An 18,876-nucleotide genomic window follows, 5' to 3' on the forward strand; every position below is an offset into this window, starting at 1 on the left:
GTGCGGTGCCAGGGAATCGCGACCGGAATCCCTTCGTCCACGCCCACCGTCTCGGACGGGGCCTTGCTCACTGCCATTCCAGCACCTTGGGTTGGGTACGCTTCTCGGACTGGCGATCGAAGAAGTGCAGGTCGGCGTCGCGCACGCCGAAGTCGTAGACCTGATCGGGTTTAAACGACGCGGCGGACGCGAGGCGCGAGATCACTTCCTTGCCGTCAAACTTTCCGCCGGTCACGCTGGCGTAGAGGATCCACTCCGCGCCCAGGTACTCGGTGACCTTGACCTTCAGCCGGAACGTGATCGCCGGATTCGGCGCCAGCTCGATGGGCAGGAGATGCTCGGGGCGGAAACCGACGATGTAGTCGCCATTCTCCAGCAGGTTCATGGGCGGCGAACCCAAAAAGGTCGCGACGAAGGTGTCGGCCGGGGTGTCGTAGACCTCGCGCGGCGTGCCGAGCTGGCGCATGTAGCCTTTGTGCAGCACCATGACGCGGTCGCCCATCGCCATCGCTTCCACTTGGTCGTGGGTGACGTAGATGGTGGTTGTTCCCACGCGCTTGTGAAACAGCTCCAGCTCCTCGCGGGCGCTGGCGCGCAGCTTGGCGTCGAGATTGGAAAGCGGCTCGTCCAGCAGGAAGACCGAGGGTTCGCGCACGATGGCGCGCGCCAGTGCGACACGCTGCCGCTCGCCGCCCGACAGTTCGCGCGGCTTGCGCTGCAAGAGTGCGCCGATTCCCAGCAGCGACGAGGCCCACTCGACTTTCTGCTTGTGCAGTTGTTTGGGAACTTTTTGCGCCTTCAGCGGGAAGGCGATGTTGTTGTACACGGAAAGGTGGGGATAGAGCGCGTAGCTCTGGAAAACCATGGCGATGCCGCGCTCGCGCGGGGTGAGGTGGGTCACCACCTGTCCCCCAATGCGAATCTCGCCGGCCGTGGGATTTTCCAGGCCGGCGATCATGCGCAACAGCGTGGTCTTCCCCGATCCCGATGGACCGAGGAAGACCAGAAACTCGCCTTCGCGAGTTTCCAGATTCACATCGTTCACTGCGCCGAGTTCACCCTCTTTGAAGACCTTGCTTAGTTTTCTGGTTTCGACAACGGCCATCGATCCCTCAAGTCGACGTTATTTCCAACGTGCGAAGATACGCTTGTACTCCTGCTCGGCCGCCTTAGCGGCGTTTTCGGGAGTTTCATCGCCGCGAGCGACTTTGGCGAACATGGTGGGAATCACCCAAGTCTTGAAAGCCTCATCAATAGCGGCTGTGGCATACCCCGGGTAGCCCACGTTGGTGGCCCAGTCTAGCACGTCGGCCAGCACGGCATACTTGTTGGGCGGATCGGCCGCGGGATCGTTCTGCACGATCTTCTTGATGTCGGGCACGGTCGACGGGAAGCAGGGGAAGTTGTACCACTTGCCCGCCTCGAAGCCCTGCTTGAAGTTGTCAATGTAATCAATCAGGAACTGCTGCGCACCTTCCTTGTTGTCGGCGAAATTCCACACCACGTAGCAGTCCATCACGTGCTCGGCGGCAAGCCGCTTGGCCGGGCCCTTCAACGCCTTCGAGACCATGATGTGGCTGGAAATGGGACTGTGTTCCCGCTCCGCCTGCCGCGTGATCGAGATGGCATTGGCGACATAGGACGTCTTCCCCGCCAGCATTGCGCGGTTATTGGACGACGGGTCCCAGGTGAAGACCTCCGGCGTCTCCGACTCCTGGTAGAGCGCCTTCATGTACTTGAGCGCCTCGATGGTCGCCTTGGAGTTGATGGTCACGTTGCCCTGCTCATCCTGCTCGGCGCCGCCGAAGGACCACAAGATGGCCCGCATCGCCATGCTGGTGTCGAGCTCCTGCGCCAGGCCCAACCCGCAGGGGTTGCCGCGCTTGTCGCGAATCTTCTTCGCGCCCGTGCGCAGGTCGTCGTAGGTATCGGGACCGTTGGGATAGCCCGCCTCCGCCCACCATTCCTTGTACCAGTTGCCGGGATCGGGAACGTAGGAGTCGGAAAAGGCAAAATACTTCTTCGTCTTCGGGTTGAAAGTGGACTTGTGCGCCAGGTCGATCTTCTTGCCGTGCTTCTTCTCGACCTCCTGGTACACGTGCGTCATATCCACAGTCTGCTGCTCGTAGGCCGCCGGAGGCGAGAGGAACATGAACAGGTCGTGTCCCTTCTGGGCGGATACTTCGGCGGCGGCACGAGCGTTGATCTCGGTGAGGTTGATGTGATCCACGATCACATTGGTGTTGTGCTTCTGTCCCCAGGCTTTGGTGTACTCGCTATCGAACCATTTGTCGTAATCGGGAACGAAATGGCTCCACTGCGCAATCTTCAGCGTCTTCTGCTGCGCTTGCGCTCTTTCCGGAAACAGAAAATATGGACCCGCTCCCGCCACCACGGCGGCGGCGCCGGTGGTCTTAAGGAAATCCCTTCGGGTGAAGCTTCCACTGCGCTTTTTCGCCATACGTAATTCCTCCTTGAAAGGGAAACCAGCGGTGAACCCCAGGACCGGTAACGTGCCCCCACGAGCGACGAAATTCGGCGCGGCCATAATACTCATCGTGAGGCGATGGGTCAAAAGGTAGCGGCTAGTGGCCAGTTTGCCAATGCGCGGGTCACTTCTTGTTTCCGACTTGCTAACGACTGAAGACTGACGACCGAAGACTCGTTCAGCCGAACGGGTGCTCGATGGACGGGCTGGGGGTGGTGAACATCTCCGCGCCATTGTTGGTGACGTAGATATCGTCTTCCAGCCGAACGCCGAATTCGCCGCGAATGTAGATGCCCGGCTCGTCGCTGAACGTCATGCCCGGCGCCAGCGGAAGGGCGTTGCCATGCACCAGGTACGGCCATTCGTGGCCGTCCATGCCGATGCCGTGGCCCAACCGGTGCCCGAAAAACTTGTACCCGGGGCCGTATCCGGCGTCGGTGATGACCTTGCGCGCGGCCGCGTCCACGGCTTCGCACGCCACGCCCGGCCGCGCCGCATCTAGTGCTGCCTTCTGCGCCCGCTGCACGATTTCGAAAACGTGCTTTTGCTTGTCGGTCGCCTTGCCGAGGACGAAGGTGCGCGTGATGTCGGAGTTGTAGCCCTCCACCGTGCATCCGTCGTCAATCATGATCGGCATGCCTTCGTGGATGACCTGCGGCGTGCGCGAGCCATGCGGCAGCGCAGTGTATTCGCCCACCTGCACGCTGGCGCCTCCGCGGAAGCCGACATTGCCGTACGCGGCGGTAATCAGCGCACCGACATCGTGCTGCGTCATGCCCGGCCGCATCGCCTGATAGACGGCGCGATACACCAGCCAGGTCGCCTGGTTGGCCAGCTTCATCAGCTCCAGTTCGTGCGCCGATTTCACTCCGCGGCAGCCGGCGGTGACCGGAGTCGCGCTCACCATCTTCAGCGCCGGCGCTGCCTGCGCCACGCCGTTGCTGAACGCGAATGTCACCCGTTCTTCCGTGCCCAGCGTGCCCACCGAGAGGCCGCGGTCCTTCAGTCCTTGCGCGACCAGCCGGTACGGGTCTTCGTCTTCCTGCCAGGTGCGTACGTCGGCGGCCTTGACGTCAAAAGGCCACTTAGCTAGCTGTGGATTGTCAAAGCGATGTTGCTTCGGATCGAGCGGTCCGCCTGCCAGTTGCTCGCGCAAGCGATCCTCTTCAAATGCCGGCACAACGAAGAACGGTTCGCCCTTGACCGGGAGGATGAGCGCACCCAGCCGCTCGCTGTTCCACCAACTGACATTGGCGAAGTACATGAGCGAACTGCCGCCGATCATGAGGATGGCGTCCATGCTGTTCGCCGCCATCAACCCACGCGCCCGCGCGATGCGCTGCCCGCGCTCGCCAGCCGTGATCGGGCGAGCCTGGTCGCGCATCGACTTGAGCGCCTGGATGGACGCCGGCTGCGCGGCGGTCGGCTCACTACCGGCGGTCAACGGCAGGAAAGATGTTCCTGCGGCGACTGCACCCAACCTCAGAACTTCGCGGCGAGAAACCATGGGGGCAATGTATAGGAGCGGTTGAGCAGAACACAACCGCTCAACAACCCATTTATTATGATGAGCAGGATGAAACCTCCTGCCTACATGGCCGACCACGTCCGTCGCGTCATCAAGAACGGAGCTTCGGCGCCGCACTCGGAAGAGGTACAGCGATTTTTCAAGGAGAAGGTCGCCTCTCGCGGCTGGTACACCGCCGAGCTGCGCAAGGTTGCGTACCGCTTCCACCGCGTGCTGCTGAACGAACACGGGCTCGATTACCTGGTTTCCGTTGCCGACCAGCTCTTTCGCGGCCGCGTGCTGGAAGAAAAAAACATGGCGGTGATGCTGCTGGAAAAATCCGTGCACGACTTCGGCCCGAGACAATTCCGCCTGTTCGAGCAGTGGCTCGACCGCGTCTCGAGCTGGGCGGACCACGACGCACTCGTGTACTACCTGATCAGTCCCATGCTCGTGGACGAACCATCGCGGGTGCGCTTCGCCTTCGTCTGGGCGCGCTCGCGCAACCGCTGGCGCCGCCGCGCCTCGGCCGTGGCGCTCATCCGGGGCGCCCGCCGGCGGATGTTTCGCAGCGAGATTGCCCGGTTGTCGGAAATGCTGCTGAACGACGCCGATGATATGGTGCAGAAAGGTCTCGGGTGGCTGTTGCGCGAGTACGCCAAGGCCGACGCCGCTAACGCGGTCAAACTGCTGATGAAACTGCGCGCGCGCGCGCCGCGGCTGGTCCTCCGCACCGCTTGCGAAACATTGCCGGCGGAAACGCGAGCCAAGGTGCTGGCAAAAGCGGCTGCTGACTTGTAGGTCGTAGCGAACTTTCAGGTCGTAGCGAGAATAGAGCCCCGAAGGGGCGCTGGAAACCAGCCCGGCATGTAAGAGTCTGTGTGAGAACTCACTTCCGGGAAGCATACTTGTCCGAACGCACCCATAATCCAGCCGCGGAGCGGCGGTATTCGTTAGCCCAGCGCGGCAGCGCTGGGGAAAGTGGAATAAAATTGTCGAGCGCCAGCGGCGCGACACAGTTCTCACACAGACTCGTAAGTGCCGGGGATGCTGTTCGAAAAATGTTCAGAGTCCCGCAGAGCCTGCCCTGAGCGCACTCGAAGGGGACGGCGGATAGAGAATCCGGGCTGATCAACAAACCCTATGAATGAATCTGCGATCTACCAACTTCTCCTTGTCCAACAAAAACAAATCCGCGAACTCAAGCTGCACCTCGAAGCGCTCAAGCGCATGATGTTCGAACACCGGCCGCTGTTCGTGCCAGCCTTCGAGCAGCAACTCGGCGCGGTCGAATCCTCGGGAATCCTGCGCGAAACAGACGATTCGGTCCGCCGCCTGGAGCGTCAAGTGCAGGATTCGCAGAAATCGTAATGCGTCCGATACAATAGATTTTTGCCCATGAACCTCTCCGCTATTCAGGCCGCCCTGCGCGAGCAGAAGATCGATGCGTGGCTGTTTTACGACCACCACCACCGCGACGCCATTGCCTATCGCGTGCTCGGAGTTCCCGAGCACCTGATGGTCACCCGGCGCTGGTATTACGTTGTGCCCGCCGAGGGCGAGCCGCGCAAGCTGGTGCATCGCATCGAGGCCGGCCATCTCGACACCCTGCCCGGCACCAAGCGCGAGTACTCGGGCTGGCAGGAGCTGTTCGAAAATCTCAAGTCCATGCTGGCGCCGTACCGCAACGTCGCCATGCAGTATTCGCCCAATAACATCGTTTTCACGATCTCGCTGGTGGACGCCGGCACGGTCGAACTGGTGCGCAGCTTCGGCAAGAACATCGTCAGCTCCGCCGACCTGGTCTCGCGCTTCGAGGCCACGTTGCTCGACGAACAGATCGAATCCCACTTCGCCGCCGGCAAGAAGGTGGACGCCATCACGGCCGCCGCTTTCCAGGAAATCGGGCGCCGCGTGCGCAGCGGCGGCACCAACGAGTTCGACATCCAGAAATTTTTCGCCGAGTCGTTCCAGCGCGAGGACCTGGTCACCGACGACCTGCCCATCGTCGCCGCCAACGCCAACGCCAGCAACCCGCATTACGGCCCGTCCGCCGAGCATCATTCGCCGATCCGCGAGGGCGACCTGGTGCTGCTCGACGTCTGGGCGAAGCAGAACAAGCCCGGCGCCGTCTACTACGACATCACTTGGATGGGCTTCGTCGGCAAGGCGCCGTCGCAGAAGCAGCGCGAAGTTTTTGAGGTGGTGAAACAAGCGCGCGATGCGGGCGTGGAAAAAGTGAAGGCCGCCATTTCCGCCGGACAGAAGATCGCCGGCTGGGAAGTGGACAAGGCGACGCGCGACGTGATTGAAACCGCCGGCTACGGGAAATATTTCATCCATCGCACCGGTCATTCCATTGCCACCGAAGTCCACGGCAACGGCGCCAACATGGATAATCTGGAAATCCACGACGAGCGGCAGATCCTGCCCAATACCTGCTTCTCCGTGGAACCCGGAATTTACCTGCCCGAATTCGGCGTGCGCAGCGAGGTGAATGTGATGGTGCGGAAGGACGCCGCCGAGGTCACCGGGAAAGTGCAGCGCGAGTTGGTGATCATCTGATGGCCGCGAGCAAGCCCACTATCGAGCGCGCCGCAACGGTAGCCGAACCCAACGCCGTCATGGCCGTGGTGGCCCCGGCGGTGGGATGGCTGATTCCCGGCGCCGGTCACCTGCTGCAGAAACGCTGGACGCGCGGCCTGCTGTTGATGGTTTCGGTGGTCGCCATGTTCGCGCTCGGCCTGCTGATGGAAGGCAAGCTCTACTCGCCCAACACCGGCGACATCCTCGACGTCCTCGGATTCATTGGCGACATCGGCGCGGGCGCGCTCTACATTGTCAGCAAGGCGCTCGATGCCGGCACCGGCAACATTGCACGCGCCACCGCCGACTACGGCACTAAGTACCTGATCGTCGCCGGGCTGCTCAACATCATCAGCGCCGTGGACGCCTACCACATCGCCATCGGGAAGAAACCATGAGTCCCCTGCACTTGTCGCACTTCACCGCCGCGCTGCTGTTTGCCGTGTTCGCTTCGGTGGTCTTCGGCATCACGCAACGCAACACCCCGCGCGACATGGTGCGCTACGGCGCCTATTGCTTCACGTTATTTATTGTGGGCGTGATCGGCGCCGGCTGGGCCATGTGGCTGCTGCGACACTAATCCTTCGTCTATCCGAATCTATGCGGCGTCCTTATGCGGCCTGATTTTCGCCAGGTTCGTGGACCTCTGTGCGAGCCGCAGATCGTAATCCGTCTGCAAATTCATCCAGAACTGCGCCGGCAGGCCAAAGTACTTGCCCAGGCGCAATGCCGTATCGGCGGTGATGGCACGCTTCCCCCGAACAATGTCATACGTCCCCGGGAAATCGAGTTCCTTGGCCAGCCGATACGCGGTGATGTTCATCGGATCCATGAATTCCGTCTTCAGGATCTCTCCGGGATGTACCGCAAATACCTTTTGAGACATTTGCTCCTCAGTGGTAATCAACTATTTCGACATCGTATGCATGGCCGTCTCGCCACAGGAAACAGACGCGATATCGGTCGTTAATCCGAATGCTGTATTGGCCGGCGCGGTCTCCCTTCAGTGCCTCGAGTCGGTTTCCCGGCGGTACGCGCAGGTTTTCCAGTGCGACGGCAGCGTTCAGAATTGCCAGCTTCTTGAATGCCGAACGGCGCAACGAGGCAGGAAGGCGGCGACTGGTGCCGTACTCCCACAGCCTCCGCGCGTCGGGCTCCGCGAAGCTCTTGATCATCGAGAAGATTATACTAATGCTATGCAGTAGTAATGTCAAGCATTAGTATTTGCCGACAACGTGGCGTAGCGACCGGACTTCCGCACTTTTCAATCGCCAATCGCAAATTGCCAATACTCTTAGCCTTCCCACACGAACGCGTCAAACACCCGCTCGATGTGGTAGCCCAGCCGCTTATACAACTCCACCGCCGATTTGTTCGCTTCCGTGACCGTCAGCGACAGCATGGAAAATCGCCGGCGCTTCAGGTCCTGCAGGTTCGCCGCCAGCAGCGCCTCGCCGATTCCCTTGCCCCGGTGCTCGGGAAGGACGCACACCTGCGTGATGTGTCCGACGTCGTTCTTCACCCGCGAACACAGGATCAATCCGACCGCGGTTCGCGAAGGGCGGTGATAGGCGATAAAGGAGGAGCCGCCGTCGAACTGCCCGCAGCCGGGAAATCGCACGATATTGTTCAGGAAGCGCAGCGATCCGGCGATGGTGCGGTACTGGTCGTTGATCTCGGAATCGATGTGCCCGCGGTAGGCCGCCGTGATCACCGCCGCCGCCGCCTGGTAGTCCTGCTCGCTCCAACGCCGGATATCAATTCCCTCGGGGACAGAAAGCAGCCTGTCCTGCCCGTTTGTTGCGCTCGACGCCAACGGCAGCACCATGAACAAGCGCGGATGGCGATGGAAGCCGTCTTCCAGGAACGGCCGCGCCACCGCGCCCGTGGGATGCACCAGCAGTTGCGCCTCGATGCGGTGAATGCCCGGAGACTGCTGCAGCGTCTCGATGACGTGCGTCAGCAGCCGCGTTTCCACCGGGTGCTCAATCGGACTGGCGTAGCGCACGCCGTCGCCTTCCACAAACAGATCGCCGATGACTCCCTTGCTGCCCTCGTAGACGAAGAACGAGTACCCGCAGATGCGGCCTTTCTCCAGCGCCGCGTAGCCGGGCAGGATGCGCGCGTCAATGTAGCGCAGGATCATCTCCGCCGAACCGCTGTAGTCCCACGCCAGCAGCTTGGACCAAAGCTGTGCCTCTTCGTCCAGCAGCGGACGCAGGTCCGACGACGAAAAATGCCTGAGATCGAGAATCTCCACGCTCAAGTCCAATACCGCGTGCGATGCCGGCCACGCCCACCGCGGATTGATGCAACGTGGAAGTCTAGACGCGGGGCACGACTGAAGCAATGCGAGTTGTGAGTTCTGAGTTGTGGGTTTTGAGCCGTACCGCTTTTGCTCACAACTCAAAACACACAACTCACAACTGTTACGGTACATGGTGCTGATGGCCGGAACCGGACGAAACCCAATAAAACTCGAGGTGCTGGGGCGCAAACCCGCCCACATGCGACAGCCGCCGCGGCGCGAGCAGCGTCTCGAGTTGCGCTTCCGAGCCGGTGCGCGCGATCAGCAGGTGGTCGCCCGCAGGCACCTCGCCGCGCTCGTAGCGCAACAGCGGCTGGTTGCGGTAAAAATCCAGGCCATACTCCAGCTCGCGGGTGACGTTGAACGCGGAAAGCTGCGCGCCGCGCGTATCCAGCCGCGCCAGCTCAAGCGCCACCGGCCGCGCCGATTGGGTGCGGTCAATGGCCGGCGCGCTCACTCGCAGCACGAATGCCAGCCCCAGCACCACCGGCACCAGCGTGACAAAGCGCAGCACGCGCAGGCCCTGCCAGCGCAAACTGGCCAGCATGGCGACGGCGATCACCGCGGCGGCAACGGCGGCGATGGTGGTCGCCTGCGCCGGCGGATGCAGGCGCACGATGAAGTAGGGCGCCAGCAGCGCTCCTCCGAGCAGCAGCCCGCACGCCAGCGAATGAAAAATGGCCAACGGCGCAGCCGCGCGCTCGCCCCGGCGCGTTCTCATCCAATCGGCAAGCAGCAGCGCGCACGGTGGGACGGAAGGCAGAATGTAACCCGGCAGTTTCGAGTGCGAAATCGTGAACACCACCAGCGGCGCCGCGATCCACAGCAGCAGGAACGCGCGCCATTGCCGGTCGCCAGGTTCCGGCGCTGCCTGATTTCCGGTCGTGCCGCGCAGCGCTGCCACAATTGCCGCCAGTACGTACACCGTCCACGGCAGCGCGCCGAGCAGGAAAACCGGTACGTAATACCAGTAGGGCTGCTGGTGGCTATACAGGTTGGTCCCGAAGCGCTCCAGGTTGTGCTGCAGGATGAACACCTGGAAAAACTGGTGCGTCTTCATTTGCACTGCGACATACCAAGGCAGCGCGACGGCGAAAAACAACAACACGCCCGGAATCCACAGTGTTTGCGCGATTACCTGTGTGGCGCGGGTTTCTGACCCGCGTCCCCGGGTCGAAGACCCGGGCCACACGAACGCAAACACAACGATGATCGCGCCCGCCAGCACCGGCGCGACCGGACCTTTTGCCAGCGTGCCCAGCGCAACCATGAAATAGAAAATAGCCAGCCACGGTTTGCGTCCGGTCTCCCGCCAGGCGTACCACGCGAGCAGTCCCAGGGTAAGCGTCGCCGCCAGCGGAATGTCGGTGGACGCGCCGCGGCCAAATCCAATGACGGCCGCAGACGAAGCGGCGATCAGCGCGGCATCGAGCTGCATGCCGGCCTGGAAACGCCGCACGAAGCCGTACATAGCCGCGATCATCGCGGTGGCAAACACGGCGGAGGGCACGCGCGCCGCCCAGTCGCTCACCCCGAAGAGTTTGTAGGAAACCATGGCGCACCAGTAATACAGCGCCGGTTTTTCCAGCCACGGCAGGCTGTTGAGCGTGGGCGTGATCCAGTCGTTGCGGGCGAGCATCTCGCGCGCGATCTGCGCATACCGTGGCTCATCGGCGCCGACCAGCCCGAAACTTCCCAACCCGAAGTAGAAGAGGTAGGCGCAGAAGCCCGCCAGCGTCACCAGTTCGGTCCAGGCGGCGGCTTGGGCGCGGGCGGCAGGAGAGGCCGTATCGGTCACATGCTCCCTGCCTGAATCACAAACTTACTCACGCCCCCATTTTACGCATGCGTGGCAGTAGCGCCGATGCGTGCGCACCGGAATGCATGCAAATAGCGGAATCGGGCACTGGCAGCAATTGGTGACAAACTTGGAGCGGGTGAAAGCGGTGCAACTAGCATACAGACATTAGCGATGGAAATTGAGCTACCGCGTGGAGCCGTGCCCCACCGGCGACTCCATGACATACAGTTCTGAAGTTGCCTGCGTAAATGAGTAGGCGTAGTAGTTCAGCTCCGGAGTTACGCTTAGGTTCCAGTCAGCCCTGAGGCCGGCACGGTCGAGCGGGGCAAACCGCCTCCACAAGGCGCGTTTACCAGTCCTCGGATCGAGCGCAAAGAACTGGAGCGGCCAGCGTCCGTGGCGCGGGCCAACGATCAAACGGCCGTCGCCGGCAAACGCAGCAGGCACGTCGTCCTCGCTACTTCCCTGCACCTCGCCCAGGTCTTTCCCATTGCTGTCGAACAGGTGGATCTTCGACGCGCCAGCCGGAATCACTGCCACGAGACTTGCATCCGATGACAACGCAAAATGCGGACGCAACATGCCGATGAACTGCATTTCAGGGGTGCGTTGGCGTGGCAGCCCACCCGACGCAAGCTGGGAATAGACACACATGCCTCGGCCGTGTTCTCGAGCGACGAAACTCAGTGTCTTTCCGTCGCCTGACCACCAACCGGGAAAGTCATACTGCTGGATGGGGCCGGATTCCAGTTGCCGGGCGCGACCGGCACCCGTCGGCACCAGAGACAACGTGTTGGACGTCAGATCATTGACTGCCGCCCATTTCCCGTCCGGCGAAAGCGCAATGGCAGCGCCTTTGCCAAGCCGGACAGGAGGGGAACCATCGGTCGGCCGCAGGTAGGGTGCGAATTCGTCCGTTGCAGAGGCTCCTGCTTCGCTGAACAACAGCAAGCGTCCATCATGAGACAAGCTGCTTCCCATGCTCACGGACCAATCGAGCCACGAGTACGGATGCTCAGCGGCGTCGCCGGGGAAGTACCCGATAAGCTGATTGCGCCACACTTCACGCGAAAGCAGAACACGACCGTCGGATGCGACGTCGTGTAAGCGAACGATTCCCGGAAAACGAGCGACCGCGCGTACCTCGCCCTTGAGATTGACGGCGTACACGGTGTCGGACCAGGCACTCTTGTCAATTTCGGCAGATGCGGCGAACCAGACCTCATTCCCGGACGGCGACCATGCCAGTCCCTCCACGCTGGCAAGTTCGCCCGTCAGATACTGGACATGTCCCTCGCTGTCCACCACTGCAACCTTGCCGCGATCATCGTTGGCCACGTCGTGGTAAGCAAAGGCAACCCGCTTACCATCGGAAGAGACGCGTGGCGTGGTGATCCAGCCCGAAGTTTCGAACAGGACTCGCCCAATCGGGTACTCGATCCGGTTGCGCCCGTTGGGGTCCTGCACTACGACCGCGAGGCTGTTGCCGGCGGGGGACCAATCGGCATAGTGGACATGCTCCAGCAGCGCGCGTGGCGCTCCTCCTCCCGGCGGCACTTGGGCCAGCGTGCCCCCGCAATCGGAGACAAAGAATGGCTCGCAACCGAGCAGCATGGCGATGCCGCCCTGGGAAGATACGGCGGCAATCGTTCCCGCAGGCAGCCCCAGGGAGCGGAATTCGCTGTCGCCGATACGGCTGGTTTGAATCTGCGGAGGGTCACCTTCCCATTGCGCACTGTAGAGGATGCTGGTGGCGTCGGAGGCAAACCGGGCAGCCTGGAGCGATCCACGCCGGAACGTGATTTGCCGGAAAGTGGCCGGTTCGCGCGCTCCGCGACTTCCGATCGCGAACCAGCCGATTGCTAGTACCGCAACCAGTATGGCAGCGGCAAAGATGACGAAGGACGCCCGGCGTGCCGGCACAGCCGGTTGGGGGAGCGACACGCTCGACACACTCACTGCTTCCAGGGCAAACGTAATGTCCTTTGCCGACTGAAACCGGCGCTCCGGCGGTTTCTCCAGACAGCGCCGCAAAATGCTATCCAAGGCCGGAGGCACGCTTAAGGCTGGCTCGGCAGGCGCCGGCGGGTCGTCCTTGAGGATCGCGTTCATGGTTTCGACACTCGTGGTGCCTTTGAACGCGCGCTTCCCGGACAGGACTTCGTAGAGCACCGCGCCAAAACTGAAGATGTCGGATCGGAAGTCGACAGCCTCCAGACGAATCTGCTCCGGTGACATGTAGCCAACGGTTCCCACCATCACGCCGGGCGTGGTTTGTGTCGTGGCGGCCGAGGCGGGTCCTGCTCCCGCCGCTGCGCCCGCCTGCGCCGGTATCAGTTTCGCCAGTCCGAAGTCCAGGATCTTCACTCGCGAGTCGCGCGTGATGAAGATGTTCTCCGGCTTCAGATCGCGGTGTATCACGCCCTTTTCGTGCGCCGCCGCCAGCCCTTCCGCCACCTGCGCCAGCAACTCCACTGCCTTGCGCGCCGGCACCGGACCGCCGAGCAACCGATCGCGCAGCGTCTCCCCGTCCAGCAATTCGGATACGAGGTACGGCGAGCCATCGTGACTGCCGACGTCAAACACGGCCAGGATGTTGGGATGGTTCAGCGCCGCCACCGCGCGCGCTTCCTGTTCGAAGCGCCGCAGGCGGTCAGTGTCGCGCGCCAAGGACTCTGGAAGCACTTTCACGGCGACATCGCGGCCGAGACGGGCGTCGCGCGCGCGGTACACCTCGCCCATGCCGCCGGCGCCCACCGCGGCGACGATTTCGTAGGGACCGAGGCGCGTTCCAGGAGACAGGCCCATTTCTTGTACCCGGATGCGACGCATTCTATAGCAACACGACTAATGCGTTGCGCGCGAGCTCGATTCGTGGGACTTGCGCTGGAGTCGAAGTTGGGCGAGGATGCGTTCGGCGGCGACGGAGACGGGGCCGTCGAGAGCGCAGCCGCTGGCGCAGAAGTGGCCTCCGCCGCCGAAGCGGGCGGCGACGTGCGAGACATCCACCGCGCCTTTGCTGCGCAGGCTGACGCGCCAGCGCCGGTCGGCCAGTTCGCGGAAGAAAACCGCGACCTCCACGCCTTCGATTCCGAGGGCGTAATTCACCAGCCCTTCACAATCTTCGTCAATCGCACCGCAGCGCTCCATTTGTTCGCGATTGACGGCCATCCATGCCAGGTCGCCATCGCGATGCAGGCCGGAAAGCGCGGCGCCGAGCAGGCGAATCTTCGACGTGGGCACGGAAAAATAAATACTCTGCGCGATGCGCGCGGGATCGGCGCCGGCGCGCACCAGCTCCTGCGCCAGGGCAAAGGTCCGTTCGCTGGTGCCGACGTAGCAGAACGCGCCGGTGTCGGTGAGGACGGCGGTGTAGAGGCAGGTGGCGACGTTGGGGCAGATGGGCACATTGGCGGCGCGCGCCAGCCGGTAAATCAACTCGGCGGTGGAGCAGGCGCTGGGATCGATCCAGTTGACGTGCGCAAACGGCTGCCCGCTGACGTGGTGATCAATGTTGATGAGAAACTGTTTTTCCAGTCCTTCCAGGTTGGCGCGCTGGATGCTGTCGCACTCCAGCACGATCGCGGCTTCGTAGTGGCCATTGATGGCCTGCGCGTTGATGACGGAATCGGCGAAAGGAAGCGGGCGGTAGATGTGCGGCACGGCGCCGTTGAGCACGACTTCCGCCTGCTTGCCCATGCGGCGGAGGATCTCGCAGCAGGCGAGCACGGAGCCGATGGCATCGCCGTCGGGGCGCGCATGGGAGGTGAGGACAAAGCGGTCTCGCCGTCCGATCTCCGCCAGAATCGCGTTGAGCGTCTCTCCCACGGGCCGAATCGTCCTGAATCCCGGCGGGTTACCTGCTCCGCTTCTTTAGTCGCCGGAGTAACTCGTCAATTCTAGTCTCCAACTGTTGCGACCTGTCCAGATGAAAAAACAGATCGGGCGCATGACGAATCCTTAATCGGTCCAAAAGCTCGTGCCGGATATAGTTACGGGCGGCCTCCAAGCCCTCCAGGGTCTGCTCCGCCTCTTGGTCGTCGCCCGCTACGTTGACGGAGACGTGGGCGGACTTGCCGTCGGGCGACATCCTGACGTCGGTGACCGTGGCCAGTCCGATACGGGGGTCGGTGAGCTCGCCCTCGATCATGGCGGAGATCTCCTCGCGCAGGGTCTCGCCGAGGCGATCGTAATGATGTTGTGCGTTGCGGTGTTCCATAAGACAGCTATTAGCTTTTAGCAATTAGCAATTAGCCAGACCGGGATTGCGAGGGGCCCCAGCCTTATGTGCACGTCTCCACCGTGCCAATCAGCCGTTCGCACTTGGCCGCCAAGCAAACTGCCAAGTGCTAGAAGTATTCGATGAAGGAATCGGTGATTTCCGCTCCGGCATTATTGGCAATTCTGGTGGCCGAGCGCTCCACTTTTTCCATCAGGCCGCGCAGGTAATCGCGCGAGCCGGAAATACTTACCACACCCACGGTCGCTCGCTGCCAAAGATCGGCCGCGTCAAGTTCCGCCACCGACACGTTGAAGCTGGCGCGCAGGCGGTCTTTCAGGCTGCGCAGCACCTGGCGCTTGTCCTTAAGGGAGTGCGCCGCTTCGATGCGAAGTTCGATAGTAAGGAACGCTATCGCCATCACATGATCGTGAGCAGGGTCGCGTCCGTATCGTCCCAGAAACTCTGAATACGAATTGCGTGACGACGCAGAACATCATGTACCTGCGCCGTGCTGCAGTTTTGCAGGCGGAGCCAAATCACCTTTGCCTGCATCCTGCCATGAGCATGAAAGAGGAAATCAGAGTCTTTGGTCACCACCGCAAAGCCATTCTGCTTTGCGTAGGCGGCGATGGCCTGATCCCCTGCCGCGCCCATGCCGAGTTCAAACACGTGCTCACTTCCAGGAAACAGATCCTGCAATCGACGTACCAGGACAGGCGAGAGGTTCTGATCGTAAAGGAGCTTCACGCTGGCAGATGGGCCGTGCCGCGAATCATGTCGGCGATATACGCAAGCGCAGCCTGGATGTCATCTTTAGTCAGGTACGGGAAATCGGCCAAGATCTGGTCGACGGTCATTCCGGAAGCAAGGTAGTCGAGCACGTCGTAAACCGTGAATCGCATCCCGCGGATACACGGTTTGCCACCCATTTTGTCGGGCTCCACCGTAATGTACTGACGCCAATCCACGAGCAAAACTTACTCCAGCCGACAGCGCGAAACAAGAGACATTCCCGAGTCGTAAGCCTTCCGTCGAACTACGCCGTCATCTCCGCGGCCACGCGCTCGGTGACAAAGGCCTCGATGACGTCGCCGACTTTGACGTCGCCGTAATTCTGGATGGCGATGCCGCATTCCAGGCCGTTATGCACCTCGGAGGCGTCTTCCTTGAAGCGGCGCAGCGAGGAAATCTTGCCCTTGAAGACGACCACGTTGTCGCGCAGCAGCCGGACCTCGGAATCGCGCTTGATGATGCCGTCCTGCACGAAGCATCCGGCGACCGTGCCGACCTTCGGGATGCGGAAGGTGTCGCGCACCTCGGCGCGCCCATGGTAGGTCTCCTTGATGACCGGCTCCAGCATGCCGGTGATGGCCTTGCGGATTTCGTCCTGCAGCTCGTAGATGATGGAGTGCAGGCGGATGTCCACCTTCTCCTGCTCGGCGATTTCCGAGGCCTTGCGTTCCGGCCGGACGCTGAAGCCGATGATGATGGCGTTCGACGCCGAGGCCAGCAGCACGTCGGTTTCGGTGATGGCGCCGACGCCGCTGTGCAGAAGCTTCACCTTCACCAGGTCGGTGGACTGCTTGGCGAGCAGGTCGCTCAGGACTTCGACGGAGCCCTGCACGTCGGCCTTGAGGATGACGTTGAGGTCCTTGATGCCGGCGGTCTTGAGCTGCTCGGCCAGTCCTTCCAGCGAGACGCGCGAGCTCTTGGCCAGCGCGGCTTCGCGCGCCTTCTGCTCGCGGTACTCGGAGATGCCGCGGGCTTTTTCGCGATCGGCGACCACCACGAACTGGTCGCCCGCCTGCGGCAGGCCTTCCAAGCCGAGCAGTTCGACCGGCGTCGAAGGCGGCGCTTCCTCGAGCGCGTTCGCCCGATCGTCGAACATGGCGCGGACCTTGCCAAAGGTGTTGCCGACGACAAAGTTGTCGCCGGTGCGCAGCGTACCGTCGGCGACCAGCACGGTGGCCACGCTGCCGCGGCCGCGGTCGAGCTTGGCCTCCATCACCGTGCCGGTGGCGGAACGCTCGGGATTGGCCTTCAGTTCCTGCAGGTCGGCGACCAGGCAGATCATCTCCATCAGCAGATTCAGGTTCTTCTTCTGCTTGGCGGAGACGTCCACGAAAACCGTGGTGCCGCCCCAGTCTTCCGGCATCAGGCCGCGATCCGCCAGTTGCTTCTTGACGCGCTCGGGCAAGGCGTCGGGCTTATCGATCTTGTTGACCGCCACGATGATGGGCACTTCGGCGGCCTTGGCGTGGTCAATGGCCTCCAGCGTCTGGGGCATGACGCCGTCATCGGCGGCGACCACCAGCACGACAATATCGGTGACCTTGGCGCCGCGGGCGCGCATGCGGGTGAAGGCCTCGTGGCCGGGCGTGTCGATGAACACGATCTGGCGGCCATACGCAGGCGAGTTGGTGTCGGTGATGGTGACCTTGTAGGCGCCGATGTGCTGAGTGATGCCGCCGGCCTCGCCTTCGGCGACATTGGCGTGGCGGATGGAATCCAGCAGCGTAGTCTTGCCATGGTCCACGTGGCCCATGATGGTGACCACCGGGGAACGCGGCACGGCGCCGACGCTGCCCTGGTCGGCGGTGGCGGCTTCGGCCTGCGCAACCTCGGCGGCGGCCTGCTGCTCGAAGGTGATGATGTTGGTGTCGGCGCCGAACTGCCGGGCCATGTCGCCGGCCAGGTTGGCGTCCAGCGTCTGGTTCACGGTGGCGAAGACGCCGCGCGCGAGCAGGCGCGTGATCAGGTCCTTGGCGCGAATGCCGAGCTTCTCCGCCAGGTCCTTCACGCTGATGCCTTCGGTGATCGTGATCTCGCGCGTGATGGGCAGCGGCTCGTTGGAAATCGTCAGCCGCGGCGGAGGCACGAAGCCCTTCATCGGGCCTTCCTTCACCCCGCGAGGAACGTAGCGCTGACCGGGACGGCGCGAGGGCGCGGGACGTCCCGCGGGACGTCCGCTCGGCGGCGCGGCGGGAGCACCCGGGCCAACGCCCAGGGGACGCGCACCGGTAGGAGACTGGCGCGTGGGATGCATCGGGCGGCGTTCGCCCGGACGCAGCGGCGGACGCGATCCCGGCGCGGCGGGACGCGGACGCTGGAAAATCGGTTGACCGGGCACCGGGCGGCCGGGCGCAGGGCGCGGAGTGCTGGCCGCGGGCCGGTCGGCCTGCGGCGGCGCGGTGTAAACCGGGCGCGGGCCGGTCTGCGGAACGATGACACGCCGCGGCGGTGCAGCCGGCGGCTTCGGGTGCGCGGCTTGTGGCGGCGCAACGTGCATCGGCGGAGCCTGGGCGACAGGCGGCGCAACTGGAGGAGCGCTTACGGGTGGCGTGGACACAGAGGCAGCGGGCCTTTCTACTTCGGCAAAGATGGGCTCGGAGATGACTTCCGGAATTTCAACCTCAGGCTCCGGTTCCGCCGCCGGCGGCGGTTCCGGAGCGCGGTAGACCGGGCGCACCGGGGCCTCGGCAGGCTTCACCAAACGCGGCGGCGCCGCCACCGGCTCGGGCGGCGCGGCCGGCTTCGGCGGCGGAGGCACTGCGACCGGCGCTTTGGCGGCCGGGGTCTGGATGGCAGGCTTCGCAATCTCGGGAGCGCGCGGCGGAACCGCCGTGGGACGCGGCGCAGCCGGGGCGGCGGGGTGCGCTTTTTGCTGCAGCGCCTTCAGAACATCGCCGGGCTTGGAGATGTGCGAGAGATCAACCTTGGTCTTGATGTCGTCCGGCCGCGCGCGTGCGGCACGCGCCGCACCGCCCTGCCCGTTGTTCTCCGCTTCAAAGTGCTGGCGCACTTTTTCCGCTTCTTCGACGGAGATGGAACTGGAATGCGTTTTCTTTTCGGTGACGCCAACCTTCGGCAGAACATCGAGAATCGCCTTGCTCTTGACTTCCAGTTCCCTGGCCAGGTCGTTGATTCGAATCTTAGAGGTGTCTACCATCCGAGCTTGTTTTTT

19 protein-coding genes are annotated in these 18,876 nt (G+C 62.8%); 5 read left to right on the forward strand and 14 right to left on the reverse strand.

From position 1 onward, the window contains the following. Positions 1–67 precede the first annotated feature (67 nt). The 3 genes from LAN70_00325 to LAN70_00335 form a co-directional block, all read right to left on the reverse strand. Entirely contained in the window at positions 68–1,105 is a 1,038-nt protein-coding gene (locus tag LAN70_00325; GenBank protein MBZ5509591.1) for an ABC transporter ATP-binding protein, read from the reverse strand. Between the two features lie 18 nt (positions 1,106–1,123). Next, a complete protein-coding gene (locus tag LAN70_00330; protein MBZ5509592.1) occupies positions 1,124–2,461 on the reverse strand; it encodes an extracellular solute-binding protein in 1,338 nt (445 codons plus the stop codon). A gap of 205 nt (positions 2,462–2,666) precedes the next feature. Continuing rightward, the gene (locus LAN70_00335; GenBank protein ID MBZ5509593.1) at positions 2,667–3,932 is read right to left on the reverse strand and encodes a Xaa-Pro peptidase family protein; all 1,266 of its coding nucleotides are present in this window, start codon (positions 3,930–3,932) and stop codon (positions 2,667–2,669) included. A gap of 132 nt (positions 3,933–4,064) precedes the next feature. On the opposite strand from LAN70_00335, the gene LAN70_00340 reads away from it, so the two are divergent. The 5 genes from LAN70_00340 to LAN70_00360 all read left to right on the forward strand — a co-directional run bounded on the left by LAN70_00340 (position 4,065) and on the right by LAN70_00360 (position 7,161). Continuing rightward, a complete protein-coding gene (locus LAN70_00340; GenBank protein ID MBZ5509594.1) occupies positions 4,065–4,796 on the forward strand; it encodes a DNA alkylation repair protein in 732 nt (243 codons plus the stop codon). 342 nt (positions 4,797–5,138) lie between these two features. Then, the gene (locus LAN70_00345) at positions 5,139–5,366 is read left to right on the forward strand and encodes a hypothetical protein (GenBank protein ID MBZ5509595.1); all 228 of its coding nucleotides are present in this window, start codon (positions 5,139–5,141) and stop codon (positions 5,364–5,366) included. 27 nt (positions 5,367–5,393) lie between these two features. Beyond that, the gene (locus LAN70_00350; GenBank protein MBZ5509596.1) at positions 5,394–6,560 is read left to right on the forward strand and encodes a Xaa-Pro peptidase family protein; all 1,167 of its coding nucleotides are present in this window, start codon (positions 5,394–5,396) and stop codon (positions 6,558–6,560) included. A 59-nt stretch (positions 6,561–6,619) separates the two neighbouring features. Further along, a complete protein-coding gene (locus LAN70_00355; protein ID MBZ5509597.1) occupies positions 6,620–6,979 on the forward strand; it encodes a hypothetical protein in 360 nt (119 codons plus the stop codon). After that, a complete protein-coding gene (locus LAN70_00360) occupies positions 6,976–7,161 on the forward strand; it encodes a hypothetical protein (GenBank protein MBZ5509598.1) in 186 nt (61 codons plus the stop codon). Before LAN70_00355 ends, LAN70_00360 begins: the two co-directional genes overlap by 4 nt. Positions 7,162–7,179: 18 nt before the next feature. Here LAN70_00360 and LAN70_00365 read toward each other — a convergent pair whose 3' ends face one another. The 11 genes from LAN70_00365 to infB form a co-directional block, all read right to left on the reverse strand. Beyond that, positions 7,180–7,467 (reverse strand): HigA family addiction module antidote protein, encoded by a 288-nt coding sequence (locus LAN70_00365; protein MBZ5509599.1) that lies wholly within the window; start codon positions 7,465–7,467, stop codon positions 7,180–7,182. 7 nt (positions 7,468–7,474) lie between these two features. Next, complete coding sequence (locus tag LAN70_00370; protein MBZ5509600.1) at positions 7,475–7,756, reverse strand: type II toxin-antitoxin system RelE/ParE family toxin; 282 nt, start codon at positions 7,754–7,756, stop codon at positions 7,475–7,477. A 119-nt stretch (positions 7,757–7,875) separates the two neighbouring features. After that, positions 7,876–8,841, reverse strand: coding sequence for a GNAT family N-acetyltransferase (locus LAN70_00375; protein ID MBZ5509601.1), 966 nt, complete (start codon positions 8,839–8,841; stop codon positions 7,876–7,878). A 169-nt stretch (positions 8,842–9,010) separates the two neighbouring features. Further along, a complete protein-coding gene (locus LAN70_00380) occupies positions 9,011–10,687 on the reverse strand; it encodes a glycosyltransferase family 39 protein (GenBank protein MBZ5509602.1) in 1,677 nt (558 codons plus the stop codon). 186 nt (positions 10,688–10,873) lie between these two features. After that, entirely contained in the window at positions 10,874–13,498 is a 2,625-nt protein-coding gene (locus tag LAN70_00385; GenBank protein MBZ5509603.1) for a protein kinase, read from the reverse strand. A 39-nt stretch (positions 13,499–13,537) separates the two neighbouring features. After that, positions 13,538–14,518 carry a bifunctional oligoribonuclease/PAP phosphatase NrnA gene (locus tag LAN70_00390; GenBank protein ID MBZ5509604.1) on the reverse strand — a complete coding sequence of 327 codons (981 nt, stop codon included), beginning with the start codon at positions 14,516–14,518 and terminating at the stop codon, positions 13,538–13,540. A gap of 28 nt (positions 14,519–14,546) precedes the next feature. Continuing rightward, positions 14,547–14,909 carry a 30S ribosome-binding factor RbfA gene (gene rbfA, locus LAN70_00395; protein MBZ5509605.1) on the reverse strand — a complete coding sequence of 121 codons (363 nt, stop codon included), beginning with the start codon at positions 14,907–14,909 and terminating at the stop codon, positions 14,547–14,549. 130 nt (positions 14,910–15,039) lie between these two features. Next, the gene (locus tag LAN70_00400) at positions 15,040–15,330 is read right to left on the reverse strand and encodes a DUF503 domain-containing protein (GenBank protein MBZ5509606.1); all 291 of its coding nucleotides are present in this window, start codon (positions 15,328–15,330) and stop codon (positions 15,040–15,042) included. Beyond that, the gene (locus LAN70_00405; protein MBZ5509607.1) at positions 15,330–15,659 is read right to left on the reverse strand and encodes a DUF5615 family PIN-like protein; all 330 of its coding nucleotides are present in this window, start codon (positions 15,657–15,659) and stop codon (positions 15,330–15,332) included. Before LAN70_00405 ends, LAN70_00400 begins: the two co-directional genes overlap by 1 nt. Further along, complete coding sequence (locus LAN70_00410; protein ID MBZ5509608.1) at positions 15,656–15,880, reverse strand: DUF433 domain-containing protein; 225 nt, start codon at positions 15,878–15,880, stop codon at positions 15,656–15,658. Before LAN70_00410 ends, LAN70_00405 begins: the two co-directional genes overlap by 4 nt. A gap of 68 nt (positions 15,881–15,948) precedes the next feature. Continuing rightward, a complete protein-coding gene (gene infB, locus LAN70_00415) occupies positions 15,949–18,861 on the reverse strand; it encodes a translation initiation factor IF-2 (protein MBZ5509609.1) in 2,913 nt (970 codons plus the stop codon). Positions 18,862–18,876: the final 15 nt, after the last annotated feature.

The organism is Terriglobia bacterium, from assembly GCA_020072845.1.
Lineage (GTDB): Bacteria > Acidobacteriota > Terriglobia > Terriglobales > Acidobacteriaceae > JAIQGF01.

Bases quoted from the DNA above. Each gene is read 5' to 3' on its own strand.
- LAN70_00325 (MBZ5509591.1), bottom strand. From the start codon at position 1,105: ATGGCCGTTGTCGAAACCAGAAAACTAAGCAAGGTCTTCAAAGAGGGT.
- LAN70_00330 (MBZ5509592.1), bottom strand. From the start codon at position 2,461: ATGGCGAAAAAGCGCAGTGGAAGCTTCACCCGAAGGGATTTCCTTAAG.
- LAN70_00340 (MBZ5509594.1), top strand. From the start codon at position 4,065: ATGAAACCTCCTGCCTACATGGCCGACCACGTCCGTCGCGTCATCAAG.
- LAN70_00345 (MBZ5509595.1), top strand. From the start codon at position 5,139: ATGAATGAATCTGCGATCTACCAACTTCTCCTTGTCCAACAAAAACAA.
- LAN70_00350 (MBZ5509596.1), top strand. From the start codon at position 5,394: ATGAACCTCTCCGCTATTCAGGCCGCCCTGCGCGAGCAGAAGATCGAT.
- LAN70_00355 (MBZ5509597.1), top strand. From the start codon at position 6,620: ATGGCCGTGGTGGCCCCGGCGGTGGGATGGCTGATTCCCGGCGCCGGT.
- LAN70_00360 (MBZ5509598.1), top strand. From the start codon at position 6,976: ATGAGTCCCCTGCACTTGTCGCACTTCACCGCCGCGCTGCTGTTTGCC.
- LAN70_00365 (MBZ5509599.1), bottom strand. From the start codon at position 7,467: ATGTCTCAAAAGGTATTTGCGGTACATCCCGGAGAGATCCTGAAGACG.
- LAN70_00370 (MBZ5509600.1), bottom strand. From the start codon at position 7,756: ATGATCAAGAGCTTCGCGGAGCCCGACGCGCGGAGGCTGTGGGAGTAC.
- LAN70_00385 (MBZ5509603.1), bottom strand. From the start codon at position 13,498: ATGGGCCTGTCTCCTGGAACGCGCCTCGGTCCCTACGAAATCGTCGCC.
- rbfA (MBZ5509605.1), bottom strand. From the start codon at position 14,909: ATGGAACACCGCAACGCACAACATCATTACGATCGCCTCGGCGAGACC.
- LAN70_00400 (MBZ5509606.1), bottom strand. From the start codon at position 15,330: ATGGCGATAGCGTTCCTTACTATCGAACTTCGCATCGAAGCGGCGCAC.
- infB (MBZ5509609.1), bottom strand. From the start codon at position 18,861: ATGGTAGACACCTCTAAGATTCGAATCAACGACCTGGCCAGGGAACTG.